26 protein-coding genes are annotated in these 24,224 nt (G+C 61.9%); 6 read left to right on the top strand and 20 right to left on the bottom strand.

What is annotated here, in order from left to right; all coding sequences use genetic code 11:
* Positions 1–14: 14 nt before the first annotated feature.
* Together JG743_RS17510 and JG743_RS17515 are read right to left on the bottom strand one after the other, a co-directional pair.
* Positions 15–530 carry a GNAT family N-acetyltransferase gene (locus JG743_RS17510; RefSeq protein ID WP_202292055.1) on the bottom strand — a complete coding sequence of 172 codons (516 nt, stop codon included), beginning with the start codon at positions 528–530 and terminating at the stop codon, positions 15–17.
* Positions 531–602: 72 nt separating this feature from the next.
* Positions 603–1,250: a helix-turn-helix domain-containing protein gene (locus tag JG743_RS17515; protein WP_202292056.1), complete on the bottom strand. Its 648-nt coding sequence runs from the start codon at positions 1,248–1,250 to the stop codon at positions 603–605.
* Positions 1,251–1,734: 484 nt separating this feature from the next.
* Here JG743_RS17515 and JG743_RS17520 point away from each other — a divergent pair, with 484 nt between their 5' ends.
* The 3 genes from JG743_RS17520 to JG743_RS17530 all read left to right on the top strand — a co-directional run bounded on the left by JG743_RS17520 (position 1,735) and on the right by JG743_RS17530 (position 4,251).
* Positions 1,735–1,983: a hypothetical protein gene (locus JG743_RS17520; RefSeq protein ID WP_202292057.1), complete on the top strand. Its 249-nt coding sequence runs from the start codon at positions 1,735–1,737 to the stop codon at positions 1,981–1,983.
* Between the two features lie 104 nt (positions 1,984–2,087).
* Positions 2,088–2,828 (top strand): metallophosphoesterase family protein, encoded by a 741-nt coding sequence (locus tag JG743_RS17525; protein ID WP_202292058.1) that lies wholly within the window; start codon positions 2,088–2,090, stop codon positions 2,826–2,828.
* Between the two features lies 1 nt (position 2,829).
* Positions 2,830–4,251, top strand: a complete 1,422-nt coding sequence (locus JG743_RS17530) for a bifunctional serine/threonine-protein kinase/universal stress protein (protein WP_244672814.1) — start codon at positions 2,830–2,832, stop codon at positions 4,249–4,251.
* A gap of 281 nt (positions 4,252–4,532) precedes the next feature.
* Here the strand turns inward: JG743_RS17530 and JG743_RS17535 are convergent, their stop codons facing one another.
* The 7 genes from JG743_RS17535 to JG743_RS17565 form a co-directional block, all read right to left on the bottom strand.
* Positions 4,533–6,974, bottom strand: coding sequence for a heavy metal translocating P-type ATPase (locus tag JG743_RS17535; protein ID WP_202292059.1), 2,442 nt, complete (start codon positions 6,972–6,974; stop codon positions 4,533–4,535).
* A 190-nt stretch (positions 6,975–7,164) separates the two neighbouring features.
* A complete protein-coding gene (locus JG743_RS17540) occupies positions 7,165–7,833 on the bottom strand; it encodes a methyltransferase family protein (protein ID WP_202302684.1) in 669 nt (222 codons plus the stop codon).
* A 45-nt stretch (positions 7,834–7,878) separates the two neighbouring features.
* Positions 7,879–8,145 (bottom strand): DUF2933 domain-containing protein, encoded by a 267-nt coding sequence (locus tag JG743_RS17545; RefSeq protein ID WP_202292060.1) that lies wholly within the window; start codon positions 8,143–8,145, stop codon positions 7,879–7,881.
* A 20-nt stretch (positions 8,146–8,165) separates the two neighbouring features.
* Positions 8,166–8,633: a hypothetical protein gene (locus JG743_RS17550; protein ID WP_202292061.1), complete on the bottom strand. Its 468-nt coding sequence runs from the start codon at positions 8,631–8,633 to the stop codon at positions 8,166–8,168.
* 18 nt (positions 8,634–8,651) lie between these two features.
* Complete coding sequence (locus JG743_RS17555) at positions 8,652–8,930, bottom strand: DUF5676 family membrane protein (RefSeq protein WP_202292062.1); 279 nt, start codon at positions 8,928–8,930, stop codon at positions 8,652–8,654.
* A 12-nt stretch (positions 8,931–8,942) separates the two neighbouring features.
* Positions 8,943–9,566 carry a CopM family metallochaperone gene (gene copM, locus JG743_RS17560; protein WP_202292063.1) on the bottom strand — a complete coding sequence of 208 codons (624 nt, stop codon included), beginning with the start codon at positions 9,564–9,566 and terminating at the stop codon, positions 8,943–8,945.
* A 166-nt stretch (positions 9,567–9,732) separates the two neighbouring features.
* Positions 9,733–10,113, bottom strand: coding sequence for a hypothetical protein (locus JG743_RS17565; protein ID WP_202292064.1), 381 nt, complete (start codon positions 10,111–10,113; stop codon positions 9,733–9,735).
* A gap of 120 nt (positions 10,114–10,233) precedes the next feature.
* Here JG743_RS17565 and JG743_RS17570 point away from each other — a divergent pair, with 120 nt between their 5' ends.
* A complete protein-coding gene (locus tag JG743_RS17570; protein ID WP_244672815.1) occupies positions 10,234–10,755 on the top strand; it encodes an SRPBCC family protein in 522 nt (173 codons plus the stop codon).
* Here JG743_RS17570 and arcC read toward each other — a convergent pair.
* From arcC to arcD, 4 genes are read right to left on the bottom strand one after another with little or no spacing between them, the layout of a single operon-like run.
* The gene (gene arcC / locus JG743_RS17575; protein WP_202292065.1) at positions 10,731–11,672 is read right to left on the bottom strand and encodes a carbamate kinase; all 942 of its coding nucleotides are present in this window, start codon (positions 11,670–11,672) and stop codon (positions 10,731–10,733) included. The two genes, JG743_RS17570 and arcC, sit on opposite strands and share 25 nt — an antisense overlap.
* A gap of 1 nt (position 11,673) precedes the next feature.
* Complete coding sequence (gene argF / locus JG743_RS17580; protein WP_202292066.1) at positions 11,674–12,675, bottom strand: ornithine carbamoyltransferase; 1,002 nt, start codon at positions 12,673–12,675, stop codon at positions 11,674–11,676.
* A 17-nt stretch (positions 12,676–12,692) separates the two neighbouring features.
* Positions 12,693–13,907 carry an arginine deiminase gene (locus tag JG743_RS17585; RefSeq protein WP_202292067.1) on the bottom strand — a complete coding sequence of 405 codons (1,215 nt, stop codon included), beginning with the start codon at positions 13,905–13,907 and terminating at the stop codon, positions 12,693–12,695.
* Positions 13,908–13,917: 10 nt separating this feature from the next.
* On the bottom strand, positions 13,918–15,459 hold the full coding sequence (gene arcD, locus JG743_RS17590; RefSeq protein ID WP_244672816.1) for an arginine-ornithine antiporter: 1,542 nt from the start codon (positions 15,457–15,459) through the stop codon (positions 13,918–13,920).
* A gap of 225 nt (positions 15,460–15,684) precedes the next feature.
* Between arcD and JG743_RS17595 the strand changes: the two genes are divergently transcribed.
* A complete protein-coding gene (locus tag JG743_RS17595; protein WP_202292068.1) occupies positions 15,685–16,179 on the top strand; it encodes a cupredoxin domain-containing protein in 495 nt (164 codons plus the stop codon).
* A 60-nt stretch (positions 16,180–16,239) separates the two neighbouring features.
* Here the strand turns inward: JG743_RS17595 and JG743_RS17600 are convergent, their stop codons facing one another.
* The 5 genes from JG743_RS17600 to JG743_RS17620 form a co-directional block, all read right to left on the bottom strand.
* Complete coding sequence (locus tag JG743_RS17600) at positions 16,240–16,830, bottom strand: NAD(P)H-dependent oxidoreductase (protein WP_202292069.1); 591 nt, start codon at positions 16,828–16,830, stop codon at positions 16,240–16,242.
* A 32-nt stretch (positions 16,831–16,862) separates the two neighbouring features.
* Entirely contained in the window at positions 16,863–17,249 is a 387-nt protein-coding gene (locus tag JG743_RS17605; protein WP_202292070.1) for a hypothetical protein, read from the bottom strand.
* A gap of 80 nt (positions 17,250–17,329) precedes the next feature.
* Positions 17,330–18,574, bottom strand: a complete 1,245-nt coding sequence (locus JG743_RS17610; protein ID WP_202292071.1) for an MgtC/SapB family protein — start codon at positions 18,572–18,574, stop codon at positions 17,330–17,332.
* Between the two features lie 13 nt (positions 18,575–18,587).
* Entirely contained in the window at positions 18,588–19,037 is a 450-nt protein-coding gene (trxC, locus tag JG743_RS17615; protein WP_202292072.1) for a thioredoxin TrxC, read from the bottom strand.
* A gap of 33 nt (positions 19,038–19,070) precedes the next feature.
* Entirely contained in the window at positions 19,071–20,924 is a 1,854-nt protein-coding gene (locus tag JG743_RS17620) for a heavy metal translocating P-type ATPase (RefSeq protein ID WP_202302689.1), read from the bottom strand.
* A gap of 246 nt (positions 20,925–21,170) precedes the next feature.
* Here JG743_RS17620 and JG743_RS17625 point away from each other — a divergent pair, with 246 nt between their 5' ends.
* Positions 21,171–22,454, top strand: a complete 1,284-nt coding sequence (locus JG743_RS17625; RefSeq protein WP_244672817.1) for an NRAMP family divalent metal transporter — start codon at positions 21,171–21,173, stop codon at positions 22,452–22,454.
* A gap of 97 nt (positions 22,455–22,551) precedes the next feature.
* Here JG743_RS17625 and JG743_RS17630 read toward each other — a convergent pair whose 3' ends face one another.
* Positions 22,552–23,616, bottom strand: a complete 1,065-nt coding sequence (locus tag JG743_RS17630) for an Acg family FMN-binding oxidoreductase (RefSeq protein ID WP_342215644.1) — start codon at positions 23,614–23,616, stop codon at positions 22,552–22,554.
* Between the two features lie 274 nt (positions 23,617–23,890).
* Positions 23,891–24,067 carry a hypothetical protein gene (locus JG743_RS17635; RefSeq protein WP_202292074.1) on the bottom strand — a complete coding sequence of 59 codons (177 nt, stop codon included), beginning with the start codon at positions 24,065–24,067 and terminating at the stop codon, positions 23,891–23,893.
* Positions 24,068–24,224: the final 157 nt, after the last annotated feature.

The raw sequence follows: 24,224 nt of genomic DNA on the forward strand, positions 1-24,224 counted from the left end.
CGCGAGACCGGTCGCTACCGGGGCAGGGGGGTGCCGAGCTTTCGCCGAACCAGGAGAAGTGTCGGGTCGTCGGGGTCAGTGGCAACAGTGAATCCCATGTCGCGCTCAAGCTCGATTGCAGCACGATTCTCACGGCTTTCGATCGACTCGATTGTCTCGAGGCCGATCCCGTCGGCATACCTTGCGATATAGGCAAGCAGTTCCCAGCCGACGCCGAGATTCTTGCGGTCCTGGCGAATGCAGATAGCGACTTCGCCGCGCCGGTCGGCAGCGTCGCTGGCGAGTGTCGCCACTGCGATCAACGCTCCGTCGGTCGAGAACGCCAGAAAGTTATTGATATGCGGATCGTCGGAGCGAGTCATCGCTACCAGCCGTTCATGCGAGACCTCTTTCACTCCGCCGAGAAAGCGGAAGCGCAGATCTTGCGGCGTCACATGGGTGAAGAACTCCGCCAGGGCGGGCTCATCTTCGGGGCGTGCGCGGCGTACATCGAAGCGAAACCCGGTATGCGTGGTAAGCGTGCTAACCATCGTTATATATGGTCTCCGATCCGAGGTTGTGCTGGGGCGCTGTTGTCGTGTCTCTTTCCAACGCGCGCGCCCTCACTCGCTCATGTATTGAAGCGCGTCCTGCTTGACGATTTCTATGCTGCGCAGGTTCAGCAGGCGGATAACGCCCTTGTCCTTCAGCCGGGTGAAGACTCGCGACACGGTCTCGATTGTGAGCCCGAGATAGTCGCCGATATCCACTCGAGACATCGGCAGATCGACCTGCTGCAATCCGCCTTGCCGCTCTGCCATGTCGACCAGGAACGCGGCCACCCGTTCGATGGCATTCTGGCGACCGAGGACCAGGAGGTGTTCCTGCGCCCTGGTCAAACCTTTGAGGGCCAGGGGCAGCAACTGGCGGGAGACATCCGCCCCGGCAGCGAACCGATAGACCCGGATGCCGGTCGCGTTGATTGCTTCGGCGAAGAAATGATGTGTCGTGTCGGCTTCGAAACCGAATGTCTCGCTAGCCAAGTGGAAGGCACTGATCTGCCGGCGGCCGTCGGCAAGGAGGCGATAGATGCGGACGGCGCCGAACTCGACCTGGTAGAGAGCTCCGGCCTTTTCCCCCTGCGCATAGATTTCCGAACCGGCCTGGAAGAAGTTGATGGGCTGCAACGGCACGCTGTCCAGAACTGCCGGCAGGCTCGACTGTGGCACGTGTGGCGGCAGTGAAATTGTGGAGGTCGTGTGAGCGTACATGGCTGCTTCTCCGTGATCCGGCAACAGCAATCGCGCGAATCGGCGGGCAGCGAAATTCGGTTATGTCCCTACGGGAAACTACTTAGTGGGGGCACCCAGACGACATTGCATCCGCCGAGGATGGCATGGGCGCCACCGTTTGCCTCAACGCCAAAAAGACGGACTTTGCGATGCTGGCATGAGGAGAGCTGGCTGCATCGCAATTGCATCATCAAGGTGGTCGGCGCAGGCCGCGGGGGCAGCATTGTTGGGTGTGCTCGAAGCCCGCACCGACCGAGGCGGCAGGGGCCGCCCTGGTTGGCGCTACAGCATATGAGAGAAGCCGGAACCTGCCCGAACGCCGAACTTGGCCTTATGCACATACTTAGGTTCTGCACGCCTAAATGGATTGGAAATATCCACGGTAAGATTTGATTCAACTCAAAGCGCGGGCGCCCCGGAGGTTGTTGAAAGCCCTGTCGCTAAATGATCGGGGCAGGCCGCCATGTATTTTCCGCAATTTCTGGTGGGCATGCTCGTGACGTCGTTTGTCGTGGCGATCTGGACCGGTGAGGAAACAGGTTCGGGTTGGGTTGCACTCGGTTGGGCTGTGCTCACACTGGTCGTCCTGCAAGTTGGATATGTCTTCCTGATCATTCGCTTGATGCTCAACCAGATACCGAAAACGGGAGCGGCGGCCTCGACTTCGGCGAAGCCGACGCCACCGCTCCACGGAGACGGGGTCTTGCTTTAGGCGCGCGAAGCACGAGGGTTCTTGGACCGCATGCGGTCGCATTGACTTTGTTAGCGCCGTCGTTTGACTGGCAGGGCGAGCTTGCAAGGTCCAGATGGAAACGAATGCGCATCGCGATCCTGTCTGACATCCATTCCAACCGCGAGGCGCTCGATGCGGTTCTCGAGGTGGTTGGCGAGCGCGGATGGGACGAGTTGGTATTGCTTGGCGATCTGGTTGGCTACGGGCCCGACCCAGCCTATGCGGTCGAAACGGCTGCGGACCTGGTCGATCGAGGCGCGCTCTGCGTCATGGGAAACCATGACGAAGCGATAGCCTTCAACAAGGGCGGCATGACGGAGAATGCTCGGATCGCGGCCAGTTGGACGCGTGAACGTTTGACCTCGGCGCATGTCGATTTCCTAGCGCGTTTGCCGCTGTCGTTAACGTCGGAAGACCGGCAATATGTTCACGCCAGCGCGGAACGGCCGGGAAAATGGCTATACATCCGCGACGTGGATTCAGCAGAGCGCTGCCTGTCTTCAAGCGTGGCCCGTTTCGTCTTCTGCGGCCACACCCATACCCCGGCCATCTACTACGCGCTGCCAGGTCGCCGGCCGATCTGTTTTCAACCGCTGGCCAATGTGGCTGCGCCGTTATCCGCGGTCGGACGGCTCGTCGTGAACGTCGGAGCGGTCGGCCAGCCTCGCGACGGCAATCCGGCGGCCTGCTTCACTCTCGTCGATACGCAGCGGCACGAGGTCTCCATGATCCGTGTGCCTTACGCCTACGAGGAGACCGCTCGAAAGATTGCTGACTTTGGGTTGCCGGCATGGCTGGGGATGCGATTGAAGATCGGACGATAGGGTGGTTGGAGACGATCTGGTGCAGCGATTTGGGGCAGGGGCAATCATCGATGGTTTCGAACTGGTCGAACGACTGGCGTCCGGCGGCATGGCCTCGCTCTGGCGCGCAAACAGCCCGCAGTTCGATTTCCCGCTGGCGTTGAAAGTCCCTTTCCTGGATCCGGGAGGCGATGTCTCCGTCATACTGGGCTTCGAGGCGGAAGAGTTGATCCTCAGGCGCTTGTCGGGTCCGCATGTACCCCGCTTCGTGGCCTCAGGAAGCCTTTCAGAAATTCCTTTCATAGCCATGGAGTTCGTGACCGGCACAAGCCTGGCGCAGTTGATCAGCAATGCGCCAATGCCAGCTGACGAGGTCGCGAGGGTCGGCTCCGAAATTGCCAAGGCGCTCGCCGCCCTGCATCGCCAGAAAGTGGTGCATCTCGATCTCAAGCCCGAAAATGTCATTCTTGCCGAGCGCGGCGCGGTGCTCCTCGATTTCGGGCTCGCGCGGCATGCAGAGCTTCCCGATCTTCTCGGCGCGGAAAGCTCCGTGCCGATGGGCTCCGCCGCCTACATGGCACCCGAACAAGTACTCGGCGAAAGAGGCGACCCTGCAAGCGATCTTTTTGCGCTTGGCTGCATTCTTTACCAGCTGGCAACAGGCGAAGAACCGTTCGGGCGACCAGCGACTTTCGCCGGAATGAAGCGAAGGCTCTACCACGCCCCCAGGCCACCGCGGGACCTGAACGGAGCCATTCCGCGGTGGTTGGAGGCAATCATACTGCGGTGCATGGAGGTGGACAGGTCCAAGCGATATGTCGACGCCGCTCACGTCCTGTCCGATCTAAGGAACCCCGATCAGGTGGTGGTGGTGAGGCACCTGCCTCGGAGCAAGGGAATTTGGGCCACGATCCTCGGTCTGTTTCGCAAGACGGACGATCGGTCGCTTGTTGGCAAGCCGACGGATTCCAGGCTTCAATCCGGACCGTCGATTGTGTTGGTTGCGGTTGATCTGGCCAATGGGAACGATCCGCTGGCTAAAGAGGTCTTGAACGAAACCGCGCGCGTCCTTGGCTCGCGACAAGATTCCTGGCTGGCCTGTGTGACGGTTCTGAAGACCGAGATTATCGGCGACACCCCCACGGTGGACGAGTCGGGCCGTTCGGAATATTTGAAGCGGCTGGTTGCGCTGAAGGATTGGTCCCGTCCGCTACATCTGCCGGAGGATCGCATCAGCTATCATGTTCTGGAGGCGGTCAGCCCCGCCGATGCGATCCTCAACTACGCTGAGCACAACGACGTCGGGCATATCGTTGTCGGGGCACGGGCGTCTTCCGCCATTCGCCGGCATCTCGGCAGTGTTTCTACCAAGGTGGTAGCACAGGCGCTTTGCTCGGTTTCAGTCGTGCGGCTGAAGGCGATAGAGGAACAAGGGCGTCGGTGAGCCGCTGCGCGCAAGGACCCGCCGGGACGCCGCCTCAGTTTGATAGCAGTCGATTGATTGCCCTTCCCTCTCGACCCGCTCGATGCCCTTGATCATGTAAGCGACAACCGTAGCTAGTAGTAATTCTGCCTGTTTGAATGCGTCCTACGGTGAGACTGCGTCGGGCACGATTTCGACGGCCTTTGTCGTCTCGACGCCGCCCTGTCGAGCGCAACTACAAGGCCGAGGCCAAAGAAGTACGCAGGTCCACGGCGTAGGCATGGAGCCTTGCATAGATACGCTCATGCGCGGGCACCGCTTGGGTGTGCGTGCGCGGGACTTCCGGTCGCCGGCCCGGCGGCGGGCCGGATACCCTCGAGCCTGGTTCGCTTCAGCAGCAGGGCGTTGACGGCCACGAGAGCCGAGCTGCCCGACATTGCCAGCGCCGCAAGCTCGGGGCTCAGCAGGAACGGGTAGAACACGCCGGCCGCAATCGGGAAGGCAATGAGATTGTATCCGACCGCCCACCACAGGTTCTGATGCATCTTGCGTAGCGTGGCGCGCGAGAGCGTCATGGCACCAACCACATCGTAGGGTTCGCTCTTCATCAGCACGATATCGGCGCTTTCGATGGCGACATCAGTGCCTGCACCGATGGCGAACCCGACATCGGCTTGTGTCAGGGCTGGCGCGTCGTTGACGCCATCGCCGACCATGCCGACCTTCAGGCCTTGCCCTTGCAACTCCTTGATCTTCTCAGCTTTCTGCCCAGGCAGCACATCGGCCAGAACGATGTCGATGCCGAGCACATTCGCGATGCGCTTGGCGGTGCCGGCATTGTCGCCGGTGAGCATGGCCACGCGCACACCCTGCTCATGCAGAGTGGCAATCGTTGCAATTGCGGTTGGACGTGGCGTATCGGCGATCGCGATGAGCCCGAGCAGCTTGTCGGAGCGTGCCACATGGATGACAGTGCGGCCTTCGCCCTTGAGCGTCTCTGCCCTTTCGCCAAGTGCCAGAAGATTGATCTCATGCTCGTCCATGAGGCGCCGGTTGCCGAGGAAGACCTGGCCTCCATCAATGGTGGCACCGGCGCCCTTGCCCTCGATGTTCAGAAAGCCAGAAACCTTGGGAAGCTTCAGGTCTCCGGCTCGTTCGACGATGGCGAGGGCCAGCGGATGGTCCGATCCCTGGTCCACTGCGGCTGCGACTTGCAGAACCTCGTCGGAAGAAACGCCGGCGGCGGGGACGATTTCGACGACCTTGGGCTGACCCATAGTGAGCGTGCCGGTCTTGTCGAACACGATCACGTTGAGCTTGGTTGCCTCCTCGAGAGCGGCGGCATTCTTGAACAGGATCCCGTTTGTAGCAGCAAGACCGGTGCCGACCATGACAGCCATAGGCGTTGCGAGGCCGAGCGCATCGGGACAAGCGATGACGAAGACAGTGATAGTCAACGTCATCGCGAAAAGCAGGGGCTGGCCGAGCCACCAGAACCAGACACCGAAGGTCGTAAGCCCGATGACGATCGCAGCGAGCACCAGCCACTGCGAGGCACGATCGGCGAGCAACTGCGCCGGCGCCTTCGAATTCTGGGCTTCTTGGACCAGCTTGACGATCTGGGCAAGGGCAGTGTCGGCACCCACCTTGGTGGAGCGATAGCGCAGCGTCCCGCTCTTGTTGATCGTTGCGCCGATGACCTTGTCCCCGACTTTCTTGCTCACCGGCATCGACTCACCGGTCAGCATCGATTCATCGATCGTCGACGTGCCTTCGATCACCTCGCCGTCGACAGGTAGCTTGTTGCCGGGCCGCAGGACCACGATGTCGCCGAGCACGACGTCCGCGGTCGCAACCTCGACCTCCTTGCCATCGCGGAAAACGGAGGCCATGGGCGGGGCAAGATCAAGCAGGGCTCTGATTGCGGCCGACGCCCCGGCGCGTGCGCGCATCTCGAGCCAGTGGCCGAGCAGGATGAACACGAGAAGGACGCTCGCGGCCTCGTAGAACTGCTGCCCCTCGAAGAAGAAGGTCGTCCCGACGCTGAACAGGTAGCCGGTGCCGACGCTCAGCACCACAAGCACGGCCATGTTGAGGACGCCGTTGCGCAGCGCCCGCCAGGCGGCGACCAGAAAGGGCCAGACAGGATAGAGGATCGCGGCGCTGGCGAGGAAAAACATCGCCAGGGCCTCGCTCATCCCGAAAGGTGGATGCAGCCAGGGCTCACCCAGGCCCATCGGCTCCATGGCGAAGATCGGCAGCGCGAACACCAGGCTGATCAAGAACCGGTTGCGCATGTCCTTGACCATGCCCTGCATGTCCATGCCGGCGCCGTGTCCCATCTCATGGGCCATGGCATCGTGCGGCGCGTTGGCTGCGACCGTCCCCTGGCCAGTTGTGCCCGACCGGATCATGGCGGCGCGCCCCCCACGATCGTGCTCGGCGTCATCGTGCCCGGGGTGTCCGGAGGTGGCCCGCGGATGTCCCAGCGGAATCGTTGTGCCGTCGGGAAAGCAGAGATGCCGGGGCACGGTCTCCCCGCGGCAATGGAAACCGCAAACCTCGATTTCTTTGGCAAGAGTCTCCGGGTTCGTCAGCATTTCATCGAATTCGACGGTTGCGGTGGTCGATCCCGCGTTCATCGCGACGCCGGCGACTCCCGGCAGAGGCACCAGACGTTTTTCGACCGCTGCGAAATCCATCATGCCGACAAGGTCGCGCACTTCTAGATTGACCTTTTTCATCAACAGTCTCCTGTGCTTCCTACCGCACTGCCATCGTTGCCATGCAAGCCCTGGTTCGTCGCGGCCCTCGGAATGTCACAAGCCCGATAGGCAAGGGTCGACATCATGCCGCTCGCCATGCGGTAGAGGCAGTGACAATGGAACGCCCATTTGCCTGTTCTGCCACCGCCGGTGATGCGGCCAGCTGCCCTCAAGGCGCACGGTGCTCGCCGGAGGAACCGAACAGTCTGTCCACATGTGGAAAGAAGGCGGGCACGCGAGCGGCATAACGGTCGTATGCGTCGCCGAACTCCTTTCTTGTTTCACGCTCCTCGATGAAGGAAAGCCGCACATACATGGCGACCAGAATGGGAAACATCGCTAGCGTCAGCAGCGTCGGCCACTGCACGAGGAAGCCCGCCATGACGAGGGCGAAGCCGACATATTGCGGGTGCCGGATGGAGGCATATGGCCCACCCGTTGCGAGCCGATTGTGACGCTGCGCTTCGTAAAGCACCCGCCAGGCAGTCGAGATCAGCATGAATCCGCCGCTGATCAGGAAGAAGCTGAGAACGTGAAAGGGGCCGAAATGCGGATTGAGACGCCAACCGAACATCATCTCCGGCAGGTGACCGGCATCATGCGAGAACCAGTCGATGCCTGGGTATCGTGACTGCAGCCATTCAGAGAGCAGATAGATCGTCAGGGGGAAGCCATACATTTCGGCGAACAGCGCTGCCAGGAAGGCGCTGAATGCACCAAAGGAGCGCCAGTCACGGCCGGTCCGCGGCTTGAAGAAGCTGAATGCGAACAGGATGAAAACCGCCGAGTTGATTATCGCCAGGCCCCAGAGGCCGTAGGCGGGAGATTGCTCGACCATGGTCATGCTCCTTTGTTGCGAGCGGTGCCATCTTGCGTGCCCGGTTCAGTTTTCCTTCTGCCCGCCATGCCCGCGGTGGCCGCCATGCATGAAGACGTGAAGCAGAGGACAGGCGAGCAGCAGCAGAAACGGGAGGACACCGAAGGTGTGGGCCCGGTGTTCGGTGAGAAGGAAAAACGCGGCGATCAGCAGAAAGGCGATCGTAACAAGGCCGGTCTTCGACGTCCAAAATCCGCGCGTTCCTGCCTCGACCTCAGCTTCTGGTTCGGACCCGGTCGGCGGACCGGACATGCGGTGTGTGTCGGGGTTCATGGGTTGGGTTCCTTTGATCGCTAGCGGTTGTCATCGCCCGGCATGGCTGACGAAACGTAGGTTTCGAAGGCGAAAGCGACGAGGCTCAGGGTCCAGATCAGCGCGCAGGCGAGCAGGGGCCATCTGAAGTCGGAGCCAATCGTGAAATTGACCACCGACATCAAGCCGATGGACGACGCTCCTCCGACCACAGCGCCGGCCACCGCGATCGGGTGGCGCGCTCTGAAAGCGGTGATCGCCAGCGCAATCAGGAGAACGCCAGTGGCGAGAGCGTAGCCGCCGAGCACCTGAAAGACATGCGTGAGCCACACCGCGAGACGTGGACCGATGGTCTCAATTTCGGCGGCCGAGAGATGCATGTAGCGGATGTCCTCGGGCAGCAGTGGCGGCCTGAGAATGATGAAATACAGCCCGATGCCGGCGATTGTCGTCCCCGCCAGCGCAAGGGTTGCGGACGACATCGTCCATGGATTGACTGCAGCTTGCATGAGTGGACCTCGACTTGCCTAGCGGCGTCCGGTGGCGAGGACGTTGTAGATCGAGGCGTAAAGGACACCAGCCAGCAGCCCGACGATGCCAAGGCCGAGAACGCCGTAGAGAACACGGCCGGAGCTCATCGGCACCGTCGATCTAATCGGACCAAGGTCGAGCCCGTGCATGAAGGCGCCGAGGAAATCGAGCGTTGCGTCCGGCCAGATGGCGAAGGCCAGAGCACAGAGCATGCTCATCAGGGCCAGCGTCACGCTCAGCGCAATGCCGACGGACAGAATGCTGAGTTTGTTCATTTGTTCCTCCTGTCATTTCGCGTGCTGCTTGAGCCATTTCTGCATCGCGGCGATTTCGGCCTGTTGGGCCGCGATGATCTGATTGGCCCAGACCTTGACCCGATCATCCTTGCCGAAATGCAGGACCGTACGAGCCATATCGATGGCCCCCTGGTGGTGCGGAATCATCGCCTGGACGAAAGCGACATCGGGATCGTCGGACTGGATGCCCTGCATCATCGGCCTGTCCATCCGCTTCATGGCCTCAATATAGGCCTTGGAGGACTCGGGCATGTTGGCAGTGTCCATCGGCATGTTCATCATGCCGCCCTGCATCATGCCACCCTGGCCGCCCTGCATCATGTCGCCCTGGCCGCCCCGCATCATGCCGCCCTGGTCGCCTTGCATCATGCCGCCCTGCATCATCTGCTGCATCATGGGCATCATTTTCTGCATCATGGGCATCATCTTCTGCATCGTGGACATCATCGTCGTGCATTGCTCGGGCAATCCGCCCGGCATCGCACCCGGGGCCGGTGCCACTGTCTCGGCTTGTGGTGCCTCGGGCGCCGGATGATGCGGATCGGTCTGGGCAAAAGCCGCGCCCGACAGAGTTGCGAATGCGGCAAGCGTGATCAATCGATGGTGGGTTTTCATGACTGGTTCCTTGTCGTTGGTGTGAACCTGCAGGCGAACTTTGAACGGGTGCTCAAGGCAGCCAGATCGCCGCTGCTGGTTATGTTCTAGCGGATCGTTCGCGCGTTATGGGGCCCCGACAGACACTGCTGGATTCAACAGTTACTAGGGTTGCGACGGCGCGATATCAGGCCAAGTCCTGGGGAGGATGCAGGAGGGCCTCGGGGTCGATACCCGTTGCCAGGAACAGCCTTCCTGCCATAAAGCGGATGGCAACCGGCGCATAGTCAAGGACGCCGGGGTCACTGGCGGAAATGCCCGCAGTACAACAGCCGAAGCCGGTCGCGTGCATGCAATCCGAGCAGTCATCACATGGGGCGCGGTGATTTTCCTGGTCTGTGGAAGCGACGGGACCCATCACCCTGTGCGAGGCGCTCGCTGCGAGTGTCGCAACGCTAGCAGTGACACCGGCAACAGAGCCCGTTGCAGAAGCCTGCCCGATGACACCGCCTGCGATCAGGAGAATCACGGACAGCAGTAACTGAAGCTGAGCCAACGCGATTTTCATACATTTAATGTAGCCCAAACCGGCATCGCCACTTTGACGCAAATCAATGCCGCGGCTCCGAGAGAGCGCTTAGTTTGAGGTCTTTCACCCGAGAAACCCGGGATGAACCGGAGGTGAGATATGCCAGCAATGTCCCGCTCCACCGAAACTATCGTCGGAATAGAATCCGCGGCCGAGACCTTGTTTGCCTATCTTGATGACCACAGGCATCTGGGTGCCCATATGAGCACCTCGTCATGGATGATGCTCGGTTCGAAAATGGACTACGAATTCGATGCAGGCGAAGCCCGCTTGATCGGCTCCAAGTTCGGATTCCATGGAAAGATACTTGGAATTGCGCTGTCCGCCGAACAGGTGGTTACAATCCGGACGCCGCCCAAACTGAAGGTTTGGGAGACCATCGGAGCGCCAAATCTTTGGGTGATCGGCCGCTATCGCATGGGTTTCGAAATAGTGCCCGAGGCGAGAGGGTCCCGGCTTCGAGTCTTCATCGAATACGACCTGCCGGAAGCGGCACCGTCCCGTTGGCTTGGCCTGATCTTTGCGAATGCATACGCGCGCTGGTGTACTGGCCGGATGGCGAAAGACGCAGCCCGTTATTTCGCGACGGCGGGGGCTCAGGCAGTCCCTTCGACAGGCTGAGCGAGACGAGCGGCGGCTTCGAACCGTGTGCCGCGCTCTCCTCTGACGATTTCGCTGGCATCATCGAGCTTGCCGATCGCTGCAGGTTTGCCCGTTGCATCAGCGAACTCGACTGCGGCGCTGACCTTCGGCCCCATGGAGCCGGCCGCAAAATCCCGCCCGGATATCTCGGTCGTTGCAACCCGACGGAGCGCGCGGGCGGTGGCGGTGCCGTAGCCAGCATAGACCGCATCGACATCGGTCAGCATCAGCAGCATGTCGGCCTTCAACTGGCGCGCGAGAAGTGAACTCGCCAAATCCTTGTCGATAACGGCTTCTACACCGCACAGGCTGCCGTCGTCCCGCGCTATCACCGGGACTCCGCCGCCGCCCGTGCAAATGACGATGACGCCGCGTTCGACGAGAAACGAAATCACGGAGGCTTCAAGAATCTCCAGCGGCCTGGGCGAGGGCACGACCCGGCGCCACTTATCGACATCGGGCGCGATCTGCCAGCCGCGTTCGTTGGCAAGCCTATGTGCGGTGTCCTCGTCATAGACCGGGCCGATCGGCTTCGTCGGGTGAGCGAAAGCCGGATCGTACGGGTCGACTTTCACCTGCGTCAGCAGGGTCGCGAACAGCCTTTCCTTTAGGAGGTTGCCGAGTTCCTGCTCAATCACATAGCCGATCATGCCGGCGCTTTCAGCGCCAAGGACGTCGAGTGGGAATGCGCCGCCGTCCGGAACGGCCGCCGCCTGCAGGGCAAGCAGGCCCACCTGCGGGCCGTTGCCATGCGTGACTACAATCGAGTGCCCTTCGCCGACGAGTGCCCCGAGTACAGATGAGGCGCGCTTGATGTTGGCGCGCTGGTTCTCGGCGGTCATCGGTTCGCCGCGGCGCAGCAGCGCGTTGCCTCCGAGTGCAACGACAATCAGCATCTCAGTTGCCGATCGTGGCGACGAGCAGGGCCTTGATCGTATGCATGCGGTTTTCGGCCTGGTCGAAGACGATCGATACGCCCGATTCAAACACCTCGTCAGTGACCTCCATGCAGTCGATGCCATACTCCTTCGCGATGAACGCGCCGATCTCGGTGTCGGTGTCGTGGAATGCCGGCAGGCAGTGCATGAACTTGACATGAGGGTTGCCGGCGGCAGCCATCACTTCGCTCGTGACCCGATAGGGGGTCAAAAGGCGGATACGCTCGGCCCAGCCCGATTTGTCCTCACCCATCGACATCCACACGTCGGTGTAGACAAAGTCGGCGTCCTGGACGCAGCCCGTCACGTCTTCGTCCAGCCTGAAGCGGCCGCCGCTTTGTGCTGCAAGGTCTCTGACATGGGCGCAGAATTCCTCGTCCGGCCAAAGTTCCCTTGGCGAGGCAATGCGCATGTCGATGCCGACCTTGGCTGCGCCCAGTGCCAGCGATAGCGCGACATTGTCACGCCCTTCGCCGACGAAGGTGACGGTCATGTCCGAAAGGTGCTTGTGCGTGAACTCGCGCATGGTCATGAAATCGGCGAGGATCTGTGTCGGATGCGCTTCGTCGGTAAGGCCGTTGTAGACAGGCACGCCGGCGTGCGCGGCAAGCAGTTCGGCCTGGTGCTGGCCAAAACCGCGATACTCGATCGCATCGTACATGCGGCCGAGTACGCGCGCTGTATCCTTCATGGATTCCTTGTGGCCGATATGGCTGCCGGTGGGGCCGAAATAGGTGACGTGGGCGCCCTGATCATAGGCTGCCACCTCGAATCCGGTTCGGGTGCGCGTCGAATCCTTCTCGAAGATCAGCGCGATGTTCTTTCTGACAAGACGCGGTACCTCGTGTCCGGCGAGCTTGGCCGCCTTGAGATCGGCGGCCAGCTTCAGAAGAAAGCGGATCTCGTCGGCCGTGAGATCGTCTAGCGTGAGCACCGAGCGGCCGTGAAGGTTGATCGACATCGGGAATTCCTTTCCGGTCACATCGGATCGCGGGCAATCGGGCAGGTCATGCAGTGGCCGCCGCCCCGACCACGGCTGAGTTCGGCACCTTCGACCGTTATCACTTCAATCCCGGCGCGGCGCAGAAGCGTGTTGGTATAGACATTGCGGTCGTAGCCAATGACCACGCCGGGCTCGACCGCAACGACGTTGTTGCCGTCATCCCATTGTTCGCGCTCGGCCTCGTAGCGGTCGCCACCGGTGGCGATGATGCGCAGCGACTTCAGTCCAAGCGCTTCTGCAACCACCGCCGTGAACGGTTCCGTCTCATCCGTGACCTCGACGGCCGCGTCTCCATCACCCGGTCGCAGCGAGAAGGTTCGCAAGCGGTCGACCACCGGCGGGTACATGGTCACCAGGTCGCGATCGCAGAAGGTGAAGACGGTGTCGAGATGCATGAAACTGCGGTCCCGCGGCATCAGGGCGGCAATGATGCGTGTCGCTTCACCGGCCGCGAACAGACTGCGTGCGAGGTCGCCCACTGCCTGCGGCGTCGTGCGTTCTCCCATTCCGACAAGCACCGTTCCGCCGCCGATCGGCATCACGTCCCCACCTTCCAGACTGGTGCCTGTTCCCAAACCTGGCGACACGAAAGGGAGGCCGCTGTCGCGAAAGCGGGGATGGAAGCGATACACTGCTTCCACGTTGGCCGCCTCCGGTCGCCTCGCCGGCCAGTACATGGCGTTGACCGAAACTGATCCGTAGATCCAGCAGGAACTGTCGCGCGTGAAAAGCTGGTTCGGCAGCGGCGGAAGCACGAAGTCCTGGGGAGCAAGTGTCCTTCCGGTCAGTCCCTTCGGCTGGAAAGGAAGCTCGGCGCGGGCGATGCCGCCGACTAGATAGGACGCCAGCTGCTCCGATGGCATGTCGTTTAGCCATCCACGCAACTCGTTGACCATATCCAGTCCGACGACACCGGGATGGACCCGGCGATCGAGAAGCCAGTCGCGCGCCTTGCTGATGTTCATGGTCTCCGCAAGGAGCTCTCCAAAGGAGTGCACCACCACGCCGCGTTCGCGCAACGCATCGACGAAGACGTCATGTTCCTGGCGTGCCCGCTTGACCCACAATACGTCGTCGAACAGCAGCGCCTTGCAGTTCTCGGGCGTGAGCCTGCGCAGGCTGAGGTCCGGTCGATGGACCATCACCTCGCGCAGGCGGCCGACTTCGGAATGGACTCCCAAGCTTGTCATCGTGCGTCCTTCAGAGCGGGCTGATAGCGCCGGTCCACATCTCGTAGACGGCCAGGATGGCGACAGCGACGAGGGCTGCAGCGACGGCAGCTTCCACAGGATGGAAGATACGCTGGTTGGTTTCGCGGCGTGCCCAGACGTAAAAAATGATGCCGGGCGCATAGAGGATCGCGCACATGAACAGATATGCCGGTCCTGCCGCATAGACGAGCCACAGGCCGTACACCGTCGCCAATATGCCAGCGAAAAGGGGACCAGCGCGTTGCTCGCCATTCTCATAACTCTCTCCGGTCAATGCGAGCTTGGCCGCGTAGGCCCCGGAGAAGATGTAAGGTACGAGGATGGCTGCCGACGCGATATAGAACAGTGCCTGGTAGGTGCTCTGTGCGAACAGCGTGATAACCAGGAACACCTGCACGAGCAGGTTGGTGATCAGGAGCGAGGTCGACGGCACGCCTCGCTCGCTCTCCTGGCCGAAGAACTTCGGCATCGTGCCGTCTTTGCCGGCAACGTGCGGAATTTCCGCGGCAAGCAGCGTCCAACTCAGGAACGCGCCGACCACGGACACAACAAGCGCGATGTTGATGAGGATGGCGCCCCACGGTCCGACAACCGCCTCTAGGACACCTGCCATGGAGGGGTTCTTCAGCGCGGCGAGCTCAGGCTGGTTGAGGATGCCGAGCGACAGCAGCGAAACCAGAGCGTAGAGAGCGAGGCAGGTGAAGAATCCGAGAACAGTCGCCTTCGCGATGTCGCTGCGGCGTTCCGCACGGGCTGAAAATACGCTTGCTCCCTCGATGCCGATGAAGACCCACAGCGTCACCAGCATCGTGCTCTTCACCTGTGCGGCAATCGAGCCGAGACTGGCGTTGCCCAGCCCGCTGAAGTCGAGAGACCAGACCTGAAGCTTGAAAGCCACAGCGACGATCCCGACAAACAGCACCACGGGAGCAATCTTCGCCACCGTGACGACCGAGTTGACGACTGCTGCCTGACGGATGCCGGCCAGAACCAGGGCGTGGATCAGCCACAACAGGACCGACGCGCCTAGCACCGCCTGCCAGGTGTTTCCGTCGCCGAACGCTGGAAAGAAATAGGACAGCGCGCTGAACACGATCACCGCGTAGGAGACATTGCCGACCCAGGCGCTGATCCAGTAGCCCCAGGCGCTGGTGAAGCCGATGAAGGGACCGAAGCCGGCCTTGGCGTAGGCGTAGGGGCCTGCGTCGAGTTGGGGTCGCCTTACCGCGAGCGACTGATAGACGAAAACAAGCGCCAGCATCCCGACCGCGGTGATCGCCCAGCCAATCAGGATCGCAAGAGGGCCGGCGCCGGCCGCCATGTTCTGCGGCAGGCTGAACACGCCGGAGCCCACCATGGAGCCGATTACCAATGCGGTCAGGGAACCAAGTCGAAGCTTGGCAGATGTCGTTGACGTGAGTTTTCGGATCGGGATATCGATTCCAGCCGTAGCCATGATGCTCTCCCCAATTTGAAACTTTGATGGGGGATATTGAACAGGAAACAGGTCGGCGGCCTTGACGTGGGTCAAGTAGCAAATGGTGGGCTCGCGGCCGTAAAGCCCAACCGACGGGCATTATCTGACGATCCGTCACGGCACCGATCTGCACCCTCAACTGGCTGGCAGTTGCACCGGCGCCGCTAATGAGTCGCACCGATCAGTTTGATTTGGCGCAAGGACGGCGGGGGACTCCGCGAACAGGATGACAATCAGGACGTAGAGCGCTTTCTGCTGCCGTCCTGAAGGAGGTTCGCCATGAAAACCATATTGAAGAGAATAGCGCTCGGCCTGGCTGCTGCAATGCTGATGGTCGGCGCTCCCGGTGCCCAGGCTGCGACGCTTGTCCAGATTTCGCTGTGGGACAAGGGCGCCGACGTGCAGATGCCGACGGGGATCGCCTATGCAGCGCCAGGGCTCGATCTCACCAAGGCGACCATGGGGATCAAGGCTTCGCCGAGTGCGGTGAAGGCCGGAGAGGTCACATTCAAGGTGACCAACGACTCTAAAGACACCGTCCACGAAATGATAGTGATGTACCTCGCCGATCCCGGCAAGCCGCTTCCTTACCTCGAGGCCGAAAACAGGGTCGACGAAGACAGGGCCGGTGACAAGGGTGAGGTTTCTGAGCTCGATCCCGGCAAATCAGGCACATTGACCGTCGAACTGAAGGCAGGAAAATACCTGCTTATCTGCAACGTGCCTGGTCACTATGGTGCTGGTATGTGGGCCGAATTCACCGTCGATCAATAGGCCCTGAAGAAACGGCCCCTATTAGGGTGCCTGAAATGTCCCGGTTTGCGGATCGCCATGCTATAGCCCTCGCTCCCCTAGCTTGCGCATCTGCCGGATCCACCTTGCTCTGGTCCTGTCGCTGGCGCCCGCGACCATCCCGAACAGGGTCTCCCGCACCGGTCTGATGCCGACAAAATGCAGGATGCTTCGCCGCATGCCGGCGATGCCGTGGCTAAAGAACCAAAGCCGGTAGAGAACGGATGGCATGCCCATCGTTGCCACCACGCGAGCGGAACGACCACGAAGCAACGTCCTGGCAAAGCCGCCGCCCTTGTCCGGGTAGGCAAAGGCGGTTCCCGGGCGCATGACCTGTTCCAGAAATGCCTTGAGCAAAGCCGGCATGGTCCCGAGCCAAAGTGGAAAGACAAAGACGATGTGCTCTGCCCAGACGATCGCTTCGGCGGCATGCTTGAGGCTGTCGGGGACGGCGCCGTGTTCGAATTCCTGCATCGTCCGCAGCATTGGAAAATCAATTGCCGCGATATCGATCCGGCGGACGCTGTGCTGTGCCTGCTCCGCACCCTCGGCGTAGGCCTGCGCAAGGGAGCGACAGAGCCGGTCGGGGGATGGGTCGGGATGACCGACCACAATGAGGATGCGACGCGACATGGCCTGCACCTGGGGAGCCTGGCGTGGCGGTGTTACGGCCGCTCGACCCTTGCCACCTGGTAGGTGTGCATGGCTCCGTTGCGTTCGATCGAAACATATTCGCCTGTCACGAAGCGTTCGTCGCCAAGATGAAAACCGATCTCGTCATCGCGATCGCCTTCGGCATAGTCGAAATACCATTGCCCGCCCGGCTTGCGCTGGAGGCGACCGATCAAGTCGTCCTCGCCAGTGCGAAAACGGCGCACGCGGCAGGCGGCCCGGTGTGATTTCCATTCTTCCGCGTCAATCCTGCCTTCGCCGGTCAAGGGAGCAAGTACATCATAGCCTTCCTCGCGATCCCCTTCCGGGTGACCCTTCTCGCGAGCAAGCAGCAACCGCACATGGCGGAATTTCGGGGTGAGGTCCTGCAAATTGGTCATGGCGAACTCCTTTGAGGTGATCCATATCGTAGCGACGCGGTATGGCCTTGATCCGTGTCAAAGGAGAGTTGCAGCTCCCGTCAAAGCAGAAGCACGGTGAAATAGCCCGCCGCCGCGGCGACCAGCGTGATGCCAGCCAGAGGCAGCCAGAACCTCACTGGACCAGCAAATGCCGCCAGCGACAAGCGGCCGATCGCGTTTGCAGCGAGTGCTGCCAGCACCACCAGGCCGACTGCTTCAACGGAGACCGAACGCTTCACCAAACGCAATGCGCTCAGCACTGAAACGTCGACATCGAACATGCCCGCAAGCGCTGAGCTCGCCAGCAAGCCGTGTCCGCCGAACCGAGCTGCCAACGCGGCGCTTGCGGTCGAAACGATCGCGAAAAGCATGGCAAACAGCAGCAGCGGGCCCAGCTCAAATGGATTGCGTGCCGGGGTGCCCTTTTCTGGATCCTGGTCATGGTTGGCCAGCAAGAATATTCCGCATAGGGCGAAGGCAAGCGACGCGGCAAGGGCCGGCATGCCGACCGTGGCCAATACGCTTGGCTCGATGGCCAGAACCACAGTGCAAACGCGCAAAATCGAAACCATCGCGGCAAGCGAAGCCGCGCCCGCGAGCGGCAGAGGATTGGCGGCGGAAGCGGCACTGCGAGCAAGCGTCATGGTCACCGCGGTGGAGGAGACGACCGCACCGGCGAGCGAACTGACGAGCAGGCCGCGCGTACCACCGAGGACGCGGACGGCCACATAGCCGGCGAAGGATATCGAGGCCATCAGCACTGTTAGGAACCAGACCTCCCAAGGGTTGAACCCACCCCATGGGTCCATCGTGCGATTTGGCAGCAGGGGCAGAACGATCGCGGTCATCACCGCAAGCATCAAGGCCGAACGAAGCTCAAGCCAGGTCAGTCGCCGCAAGAGGCCGTGCAGGATTTCGCGACTGGCAAGGACGGCCGCGAGGGCTGCACCGCCGGCAGCCGCGGCCCGGTAGTCTCCGGCGACCGAAAGCGCACCGAGCGCAAAGACGCCGAGGCCGGCGATGACGCTGGTAACGCTGAAATCCTCGTCATGGACCGCCTCGCGCGCCTTGTACCAGGCGAAGATTGCCGCAAAGGCGATGAAACCACCGACCAGAACGGATACAGCGCCAAGCGCGTTGGCCAACGCTGTCACAATGCCGCCGAGCAGGCCCGATATGCCGAACGTCCGAATGCCGGCCGTCCGGCTGCGATCGGGTGCATCGCGCTCCCGCCAGCCGCGCTCCAATCCGACGAGCAGACCTATTGCCAAGGCGAGTCCGAGTCGGGCTATGAGCGTATCCATGAGGTTGCGGCTCTCAGGCTGTGGCCATCGGCAGGTGGTCGCGAACCCACCTGACGATTTGCCCCGCACTCATCGCGCCGGAGACGCGCGCAGCCTCTTGCCCGCCATGGAACAGGATCATGGTCGGGATGCCACGGATACCGAGTCTGGCAGCGACGGCTTGTTCCCTGTCCGAATTCAGCTTGATCAGCCGAACATGCGGCTCTAGCTCCTGCGCTGCCGCTTCATAGGCCGGTGCCATGACCTTGCACGGACCGCACCAGGGTGCCCAGATATCGACGACAACGGGAAGGTTGCTTCGCGTGACCTGTCGGTCAAAAATCTGGGCATCGACGTCTTCCGGGTGACCAGAAAACAGCCTGTTCCCGCACTTTCCGCATTTCGCAGCCTTGGCATTGCGGACTGCCGGCAGGCGATTGACCCCGCCGCATTTGCTGCAAACCACCAAATTCTGCTGCGTCATGGTGCTATCCATCCATCCGCTTCATATCATCGGTCATCGGCGTCCGAGATGTCCATTGCCAAGGGCGCGTAGCGCATTCAGGATAACCGCCACGTCGATCCCCTCTTGCAGCAGTGCTCCGGCAACCGGGGTGATCTGTCCCATGGCTGCCGCTGCCATTGCCATGCCCGAAAGCGCCAGCCCGACGATGATGCTTTGCAGGGCAATCGTCCGCGTACGCCGGGCAATCCCGACAGCTTCGGCGACTGGCTGCAGCCTGTCGGTCAAAACGACAACGTCTGCGGCTGCGGAAGAGGCGGTAGCGCCGCGGGCGCCCAAGGCGATGCCGACCGTTGCGGCGGCAAGGGCAGGGGCATCGTTGATGCCGTCGCCCACCATCATTGTCGGTGCCAGGGCTTTCTCGGCTTCGACCGTCGCAACCTTGCTCGCCGGAGTAGCATCGGCGATGACGGCATCGAGGCCGAGCAATGTGGACACCCGCTCTGCCGCCGCGCCGTCATCGCCGGTGAGCATGACCATACGCTCGATGCCAGCCGAGCGGAGGGTGCCGACCGCATCGTGAGCATCCGCACGTAGGGAATCTCCGAAGGTGAATATGCCGGCAAGGCGCCCGTCGAGCGCCACGAAGACCCTGAGCACGGGCTCGTTCCGATATCGCTCCTCACCAGACAGCGTCCAGCGGGGCAGTGGTCCGCCGGAGAGCACCAGCATTCGCGATCCTGCGAGGACCGATACATTGCCAACCTGGCCTTTCAGGCCCGCTCCGCGATATTCGTGGACGCCATGCGGATGTGAAAGCATCAGGTGTCTGCTGCGGGCCGCGCGGACAATCGAGTCGGCGAGCACATGGTGCGAGGCCTGCTCCAACGATGCCAACGACTGCAGCAGCTGGTCAGCTTCGTCGCCAGGTGCAACGTCGATCTCGACGAGCTCGGCGCCACCGATGGTCAAGGTGCCGGTCTTGTCGAAAATCCCGGTGCGCGCCTGCGCGAGGGCTTCCAAGGCCGCACTGCCTTTCATCAGGATGCCGGCACGCGCGGCGCGCGAAACGCCGCCGATAAAGGCGACAGGGGCAGCAAGGATGAGCGGACAAGGCGTGGCGACGACGAGAACCGCAAGGGCTCTGATCGGATCGCCGGAAGCATACCATGCGGCGCCTGAGACCAGCAAAGTGGCTGGCAACAGGAACAGGGCAAAGCGGTCGGCCATGCGGATGAACGGAGCTTTCGCAGTCTGCGCCGCGGCGACCATACGCACGATCGCCGCATAGGTACTCTGTTCAGCCAGGGCGGAAGCCCCCATGCTGAAGGGCTCGCCGGCATTGAGGGTGCCGCTGCGCAGCGCGTCGCCGGCGCTTCGCCGTACCGGCAGTGGCTCTCCTGTTACCGCCGACTCGTCAAGAGACGCCGACGCATCGAGCAGGACGCCATCGACAGGCAGCAATTCGCCGGCACGCACCAGGAGCTCGTCGCCGACCGCAACCTCGTCCACGGAAATCGCATCCGTCCCCTGCGCTGACTTTCGATGCGCGACGCGCGGCGCCCGGTCGGTCAGCGCCTTAAGGTTCCGTTCGGCCCGGCCGCGGGCAAAATCCTCGAGCACTGTGCCGCCAGCATACATTATCGCCACCACAACTGCGGCCAAGGGCTGGTCCAGGAGCAGTGCCGCGGACATTGAGACCAGCGCGATCGCATCGACACCGAATCGGCCGATCCAGAAGTCGCGCAAGATGGAAATGGCGAGAGCCACCACCACGGGCAAGGTCGCCACCGTCCAGACCGTGCCTGCCTCGATGGAACCAAAGCCGAATTGCCTGATCCATAACCCTATGGCCAGGCCCAGGATGGCGATAACCAGCAATGCGCGTCGCAGGGCGGACTCGTACATGCGATGCTTTCCGATTGGATCGATGCTCGCCCGATTTTCGCAAGCGCTGACGGTCGCGTCGAACTCGCGCAACAGTTATCGCGATAACCGCAGGAGGCTTTTGATCCAACGCAATGAACGGGCAAGATCGACTGGCGACTATCGGCACGAACGGGAGGAACAGAGGTGACGATCCGAAATCTCGAGCATGCGCCACAGCGGTGGTCTTTACCACAGGGCTGACCCGCGAAAACGAGGTGAACTGAGGTGGAGCATCCAACATCAACGCTGCCCGCTGAACCACTGCGAAGGCGAACGAGCTTCCTGCGAACATTGGGACCGGGACTGATCACGGGTGCTGCGGACGATGACCCCAGCGGCATTGCGACCTACAGCCAAGTAGGCGCGCAATTTGGCTATACACTCGGCTGGACAATTCCGTTCAGCTACCCGCTGTTGGTCGCGATCCAGGGGATTAGCGCAGGTATCGGCGCCGTGACCGGCCAGGGCATCGCCCAGAATCTGCGGCGACATTATCCGCCTTGGGTGATCCGTTTTGCCGTTCTCCTGCTGCTCGTCGCCAACTTTATCAACATTGGCGCCGATCTGGCGGCAATGGGGGCTGCTTTGCGGCTGCTTGCCGGCGGGTCTCAGCTCTTCCATGCGATCGTCTTCGGATTGCTTTGTGCTGGCCTCGAGATCCTCGTCAGTTACAGGCGCTATGTGATGGTCCTGAAGTGGCTGACCCTCTCGCTGTTTGCCTATGTCGCCGTGGTGCTGGCGGTGGACGTACCGTGGGCAGCCGCCCTGCGCGATGTAGCCATTCCGCAATTTGTCTTCGACAGCGACCACGCCATGGCGCTTGTGGCCGTTCTAGGTACGACGATCAGCCCGTATCTCTTCTTCTGGCAAGCCGGCGAGGAAGTGGAGGAACTGCATCGTCGTCATCTTGCACGACTGGGCACTCATCCGCGTGCGGCAGGTACCGAGCTTGCCCGCATTCGAACAGATACGCTTTTCGGCATGGGCTTTTCCCATCTCATCGCCCTCTTCGTCATCATAGCCACCGCAGCCACACTGCACGCCAACGGCATTACGCAAATCGAGACTTCCGCGCAGGCGGCCGAGGCGCTTCGGCCGATCGCTGGCGAGTTCACCTTCGCGGTTTTCGCGGTTGGCATCATCGGCACCGGCATGCTGGCCGTCCCGGTGCTCGCCGGCTCGGCCGCTTACGCCGTCGCGGAGATGTTCCGCTGGCCTGAAGGACTGGATCGGCGACCCCGCGAAGCCAAGGCTTTCTATGCAACCATCGCCGCAGCGACCCTCGGCGGTGTCGCTCTCAGCTTCACCGCGCTCGATCCGATCCGCGCGCTCTACTGGAGCGCGGTCATCAATGGGATACTCGCAGTTCCGCTCATGGCAATCATGGTCATGATGGCCAGCAGCCCGCGGATCATGGGGAGGCTGACGGCCCCCCTGTGGATGGTGCTGGTGGCAGGACTAGCGGTGCTGGTCATGGCGCTCGCGACGATCGGGTTCTTCGTGCTGTAAGCACCCAAGTCGCTGGAAACGGGGGCGTCAGGCGGGAAGGAAGGTTCCATGGTGCGTCCAGCCGCTGCGCCTTTCGGCGCTTTCCAGCCGCTTGAAGTCACAGCGATGCCAGGACTGCTTCCACCGGACGGCGTGGCGAGAACGGTAAGGTGGGCCCGTAGCCGAAGCGCATCACGATGTCTGGCCTGCGTCCGGGCATCCCGACAAGGCCCGCGAGCTGTGGCCGCAGGGCAGCGATTTCGACGGGCTGATTGACGAAGGCGTGCTTGAGGCCGAGCGCCGTCGCTTGCAATGCGAAGCGTTGGCAGGCGCGTCCAGCGCGAATCCAGTGATCCTTATCATCGCGCTCAGACACGAAGATCGCGAGCCCCGCCGAAGAGCGCAACTGGCGAGCGTATTTGTCGTTCTCGGTCGCAACGCGGAAGAGCAGATCGAACATGAAGCCGCCGAGCCAAGCCGGTGCCGTCGGATTGCCGCTCGCCGCGCTGAAGAGACCGTCGCCGGCTTCGAGCGCCTGGCGGGGATTGAAGCGCAGCCAGTCCTTCAGCTCGTGCACGAAGGCGGGATCGTCCAGCTGTGCGGTGTTGCCGGCGACGACCAGGTCGAGCACCCGCTCAACCTGCTGCCGGTCGGTTAACAGGATCAAATCGACGCCCGAGACGCGAGCGGCGGCTGCGAGGGCCTCAAGATCGGCAGTGGCAACCAAACGCCCGTCGTAATCCGCGCGCGTCGACTGGCGCACGGGGATCGCCTCGAATAGAGCAGTGCGTCTAGCGAGCCCCGCGCCAAGCTCCAAGACCACCGAACCATCGCCGGTCGGATCGAATCGCAGCTGGCCGCCGCGACCTCCCGCGGCGGCGGCGAGAGCGAGGTTTTCAGCGGCGCAGCCGAGGCTGGCGAAGAGATGATGGTCATCGGGGTCCACCACGGGCGTGCGCCGCGCAAAATCCGGATTGATCGCAATGCGGCCTTCTGCAACACCGAAGTGCCAGGGCTGGGTGTTGTGGCCATTCGCGGCCAACGTCGCAAAGCGGACGAAGTCTATGAGTTCCGGATGTTCGGGGAGTTTCGCGCGCGCCACGGCAACCGCAGCAGCGTAGTCCGTCATCGAGCCGGTGGTCGAGAAGCTGAACGCCGCCCCGCCGGTTCCAGCAAGCGCCAAGGAAGCGCCTCCGATCATAAGTTGCCGTCTTTTCATCGTTTCGCCTGCTGCTCTCAAAACCGACCGGTCAAATGCGGAGGTTTTGCCATGCGGGGGCATTGATGTGGGTCAAAATGCATAAACGCGAAGCCGGGTCTTCGCCGATCCCGGTCTCGCTCGATCAACGGGCGAGCGCTATGCCATCAGGTTTAAGCGTGCCGCCCCACGTAGATGCGGCCCGTTCTGTTGCGGTCATGTGGTGAAGCTCAGGGACTGCGCCGCCTCTGGAAAACGATTAGTCGTCGTCGTCCAATGGGAAGAAGTGGACCGCCTTTAGCGTGATCGGGATGTCATAGCCCTCGATCAGTACCGTGGCCCACTGGTCCCCTAGATCATCCTGCCAGGTGTCGGTGACGCGGCACCTCACGGCCAGATCCATGCCAACCTCGACCTTGTCCGTTCTGTTCGCCATCACTTTATCCTTTCAGCAGCTCGTAGACGGCTCTCACTAGACCCTATGCTTCCCGATCTCGCGGGCTTTGATTTTGGTCAACCATGAAAGGTTTCCCGTTTGCGCTGCATCAATGAAAGGAGGCGGCGGCCGGCGGATTGTTGGTGGACGCAACCAG

The organism is Mesorhizobium sp. 131-2-1 (assembly GCF_016756535.1).
GTDB lineage: Bacteria > Pseudomonadota > Alphaproteobacteria > Rhizobiales > Rhizobiaceae > Mesorhizobium.

Coding starts and splice junctions, on each gene's coding strand:
- JG743_RS17510 (WP_202292055.1), bottom strand. CDS start 530: ATGGTTAGCACGCTTACCACGCATACCGGGTTTCGCTTCGATGTACGC.
- JG743_RS17515 (WP_202292056.1), bottom strand. CDS start 1,250: ATGTACGCTCACACGACCTCCACAATTTCACTGCCGCCACACGTGCCA.
- JG743_RS17520 (WP_202292057.1), top strand. CDS start 1,735: ATGTATTTTCCGCAATTTCTGGTGGGCATGCTCGTGACGTCGTTTGTC.
- JG743_RS17525 (WP_202292058.1), top strand. CDS start 2,088: ATGCGCATCGCGATCCTGTCTGACATCCATTCCAACCGCGAGGCGCTC.
- JG743_RS17535 (WP_202292059.1), bottom strand. CDS start 6,974: ATGAAAAAGGTCAATCTAGAAGTGCGCGACCTTGTCGGCATGATGGAT.
- JG743_RS17540 (WP_202302684.1), bottom strand. CDS start 7,833: ATGGTCGAGCAATCTCCCGCCTACGGCCTCTGGGGCCTGGCGATAATC.
- JG743_RS17545 (WP_202292060.1), bottom strand. CDS start 8,145: ATGAACCCCGACACACACCGCATGTCCGGTCCGCCGACCGGGTCCGAA.
- JG743_RS17550 (WP_202292061.1), bottom strand. CDS start 8,633: ATGCAAGCTGCAGTCAATCCATGGACGATGTCGTCCGCAACCCTTGCG.
- JG743_RS17555 (WP_202292062.1), bottom strand. CDS start 8,930: ATGAACAAACTCAGCATTCTGTCCGTCGGCATTGCGCTGAGCGTGACG.
- copM (WP_202292063.1), bottom strand. CDS start 9,566: ATGAAAACCCACCATCGATTGATCACGCTTGCCGCATTCGCAACTCTG.
- JG743_RS17565 (WP_202292064.1), bottom strand. CDS start 10,113: ATGAAAATCGCGTTGGCTCAGCTTCAGTTACTGCTGTCCGTGATTCTC.
- JG743_RS17570 (WP_244672815.1), top strand. CDS start 10,234: ATGCCAGCAATGTCCCGCTCCACCGAAACTATCGTCGGAATAGAATCC.
- arcC (WP_202292065.1), bottom strand. CDS start 11,672: ATGCTGATTGTCGTTGCACTCGGAGGCAACGCGCTGCTGCGCCGCGGC.
- argF (WP_202292066.1), bottom strand. CDS start 12,675: ATGTCGATCAACCTTCACGGCCGCTCGGTGCTCACGCTAGACGATCTC.
- JG743_RS17585 (WP_202292067.1), bottom strand. CDS start 13,907: ATGACAAGCTTGGGAGTCCATTCCGAAGTCGGCCGCCTGCGCGAGGTG.
- JG743_RS17595 (WP_202292068.1), top strand. CDS start 15,685: ATGAAAACCATATTGAAGAGAATAGCGCTCGGCCTGGCTGCTGCAATG.
- JG743_RS17600 (WP_202292069.1), bottom strand. CDS start 16,830: ATGTCGCGTCGCATCCTCATTGTGGTCGGTCATCCCGACCCATCCCCC.
- JG743_RS17605 (WP_202292070.1), bottom strand. CDS start 17,249: ATGACCAATTTGCAGGACCTCACCCCGAAATTCCGCCATGTGCGGTTG.
- JG743_RS17610 (WP_202292071.1), bottom strand. CDS start 18,574: ATGGATACGCTCATAGCCCGACTCGGACTCGCCTTGGCAATAGGTCTG.
- trxC (WP_202292072.1), bottom strand. CDS start 19,037: ATGACGCAGCAGAATTTGGTGGTTTGCAGCAAATGCGGCGGGGTCAAT.
- JG743_RS17620 (WP_202302689.1), bottom strand. CDS start 20,924: ATGTACGAGTCCGCCCTGCGACGCGCATTGCTGGTTATCGCCATCCTG.
- JG743_RS17635 (WP_202292074.1), bottom strand. CDS start 24,067: ATGGCGAACAGAACGGACAAGGTCGAGGTTGGCATGGATCTGGCCGTG.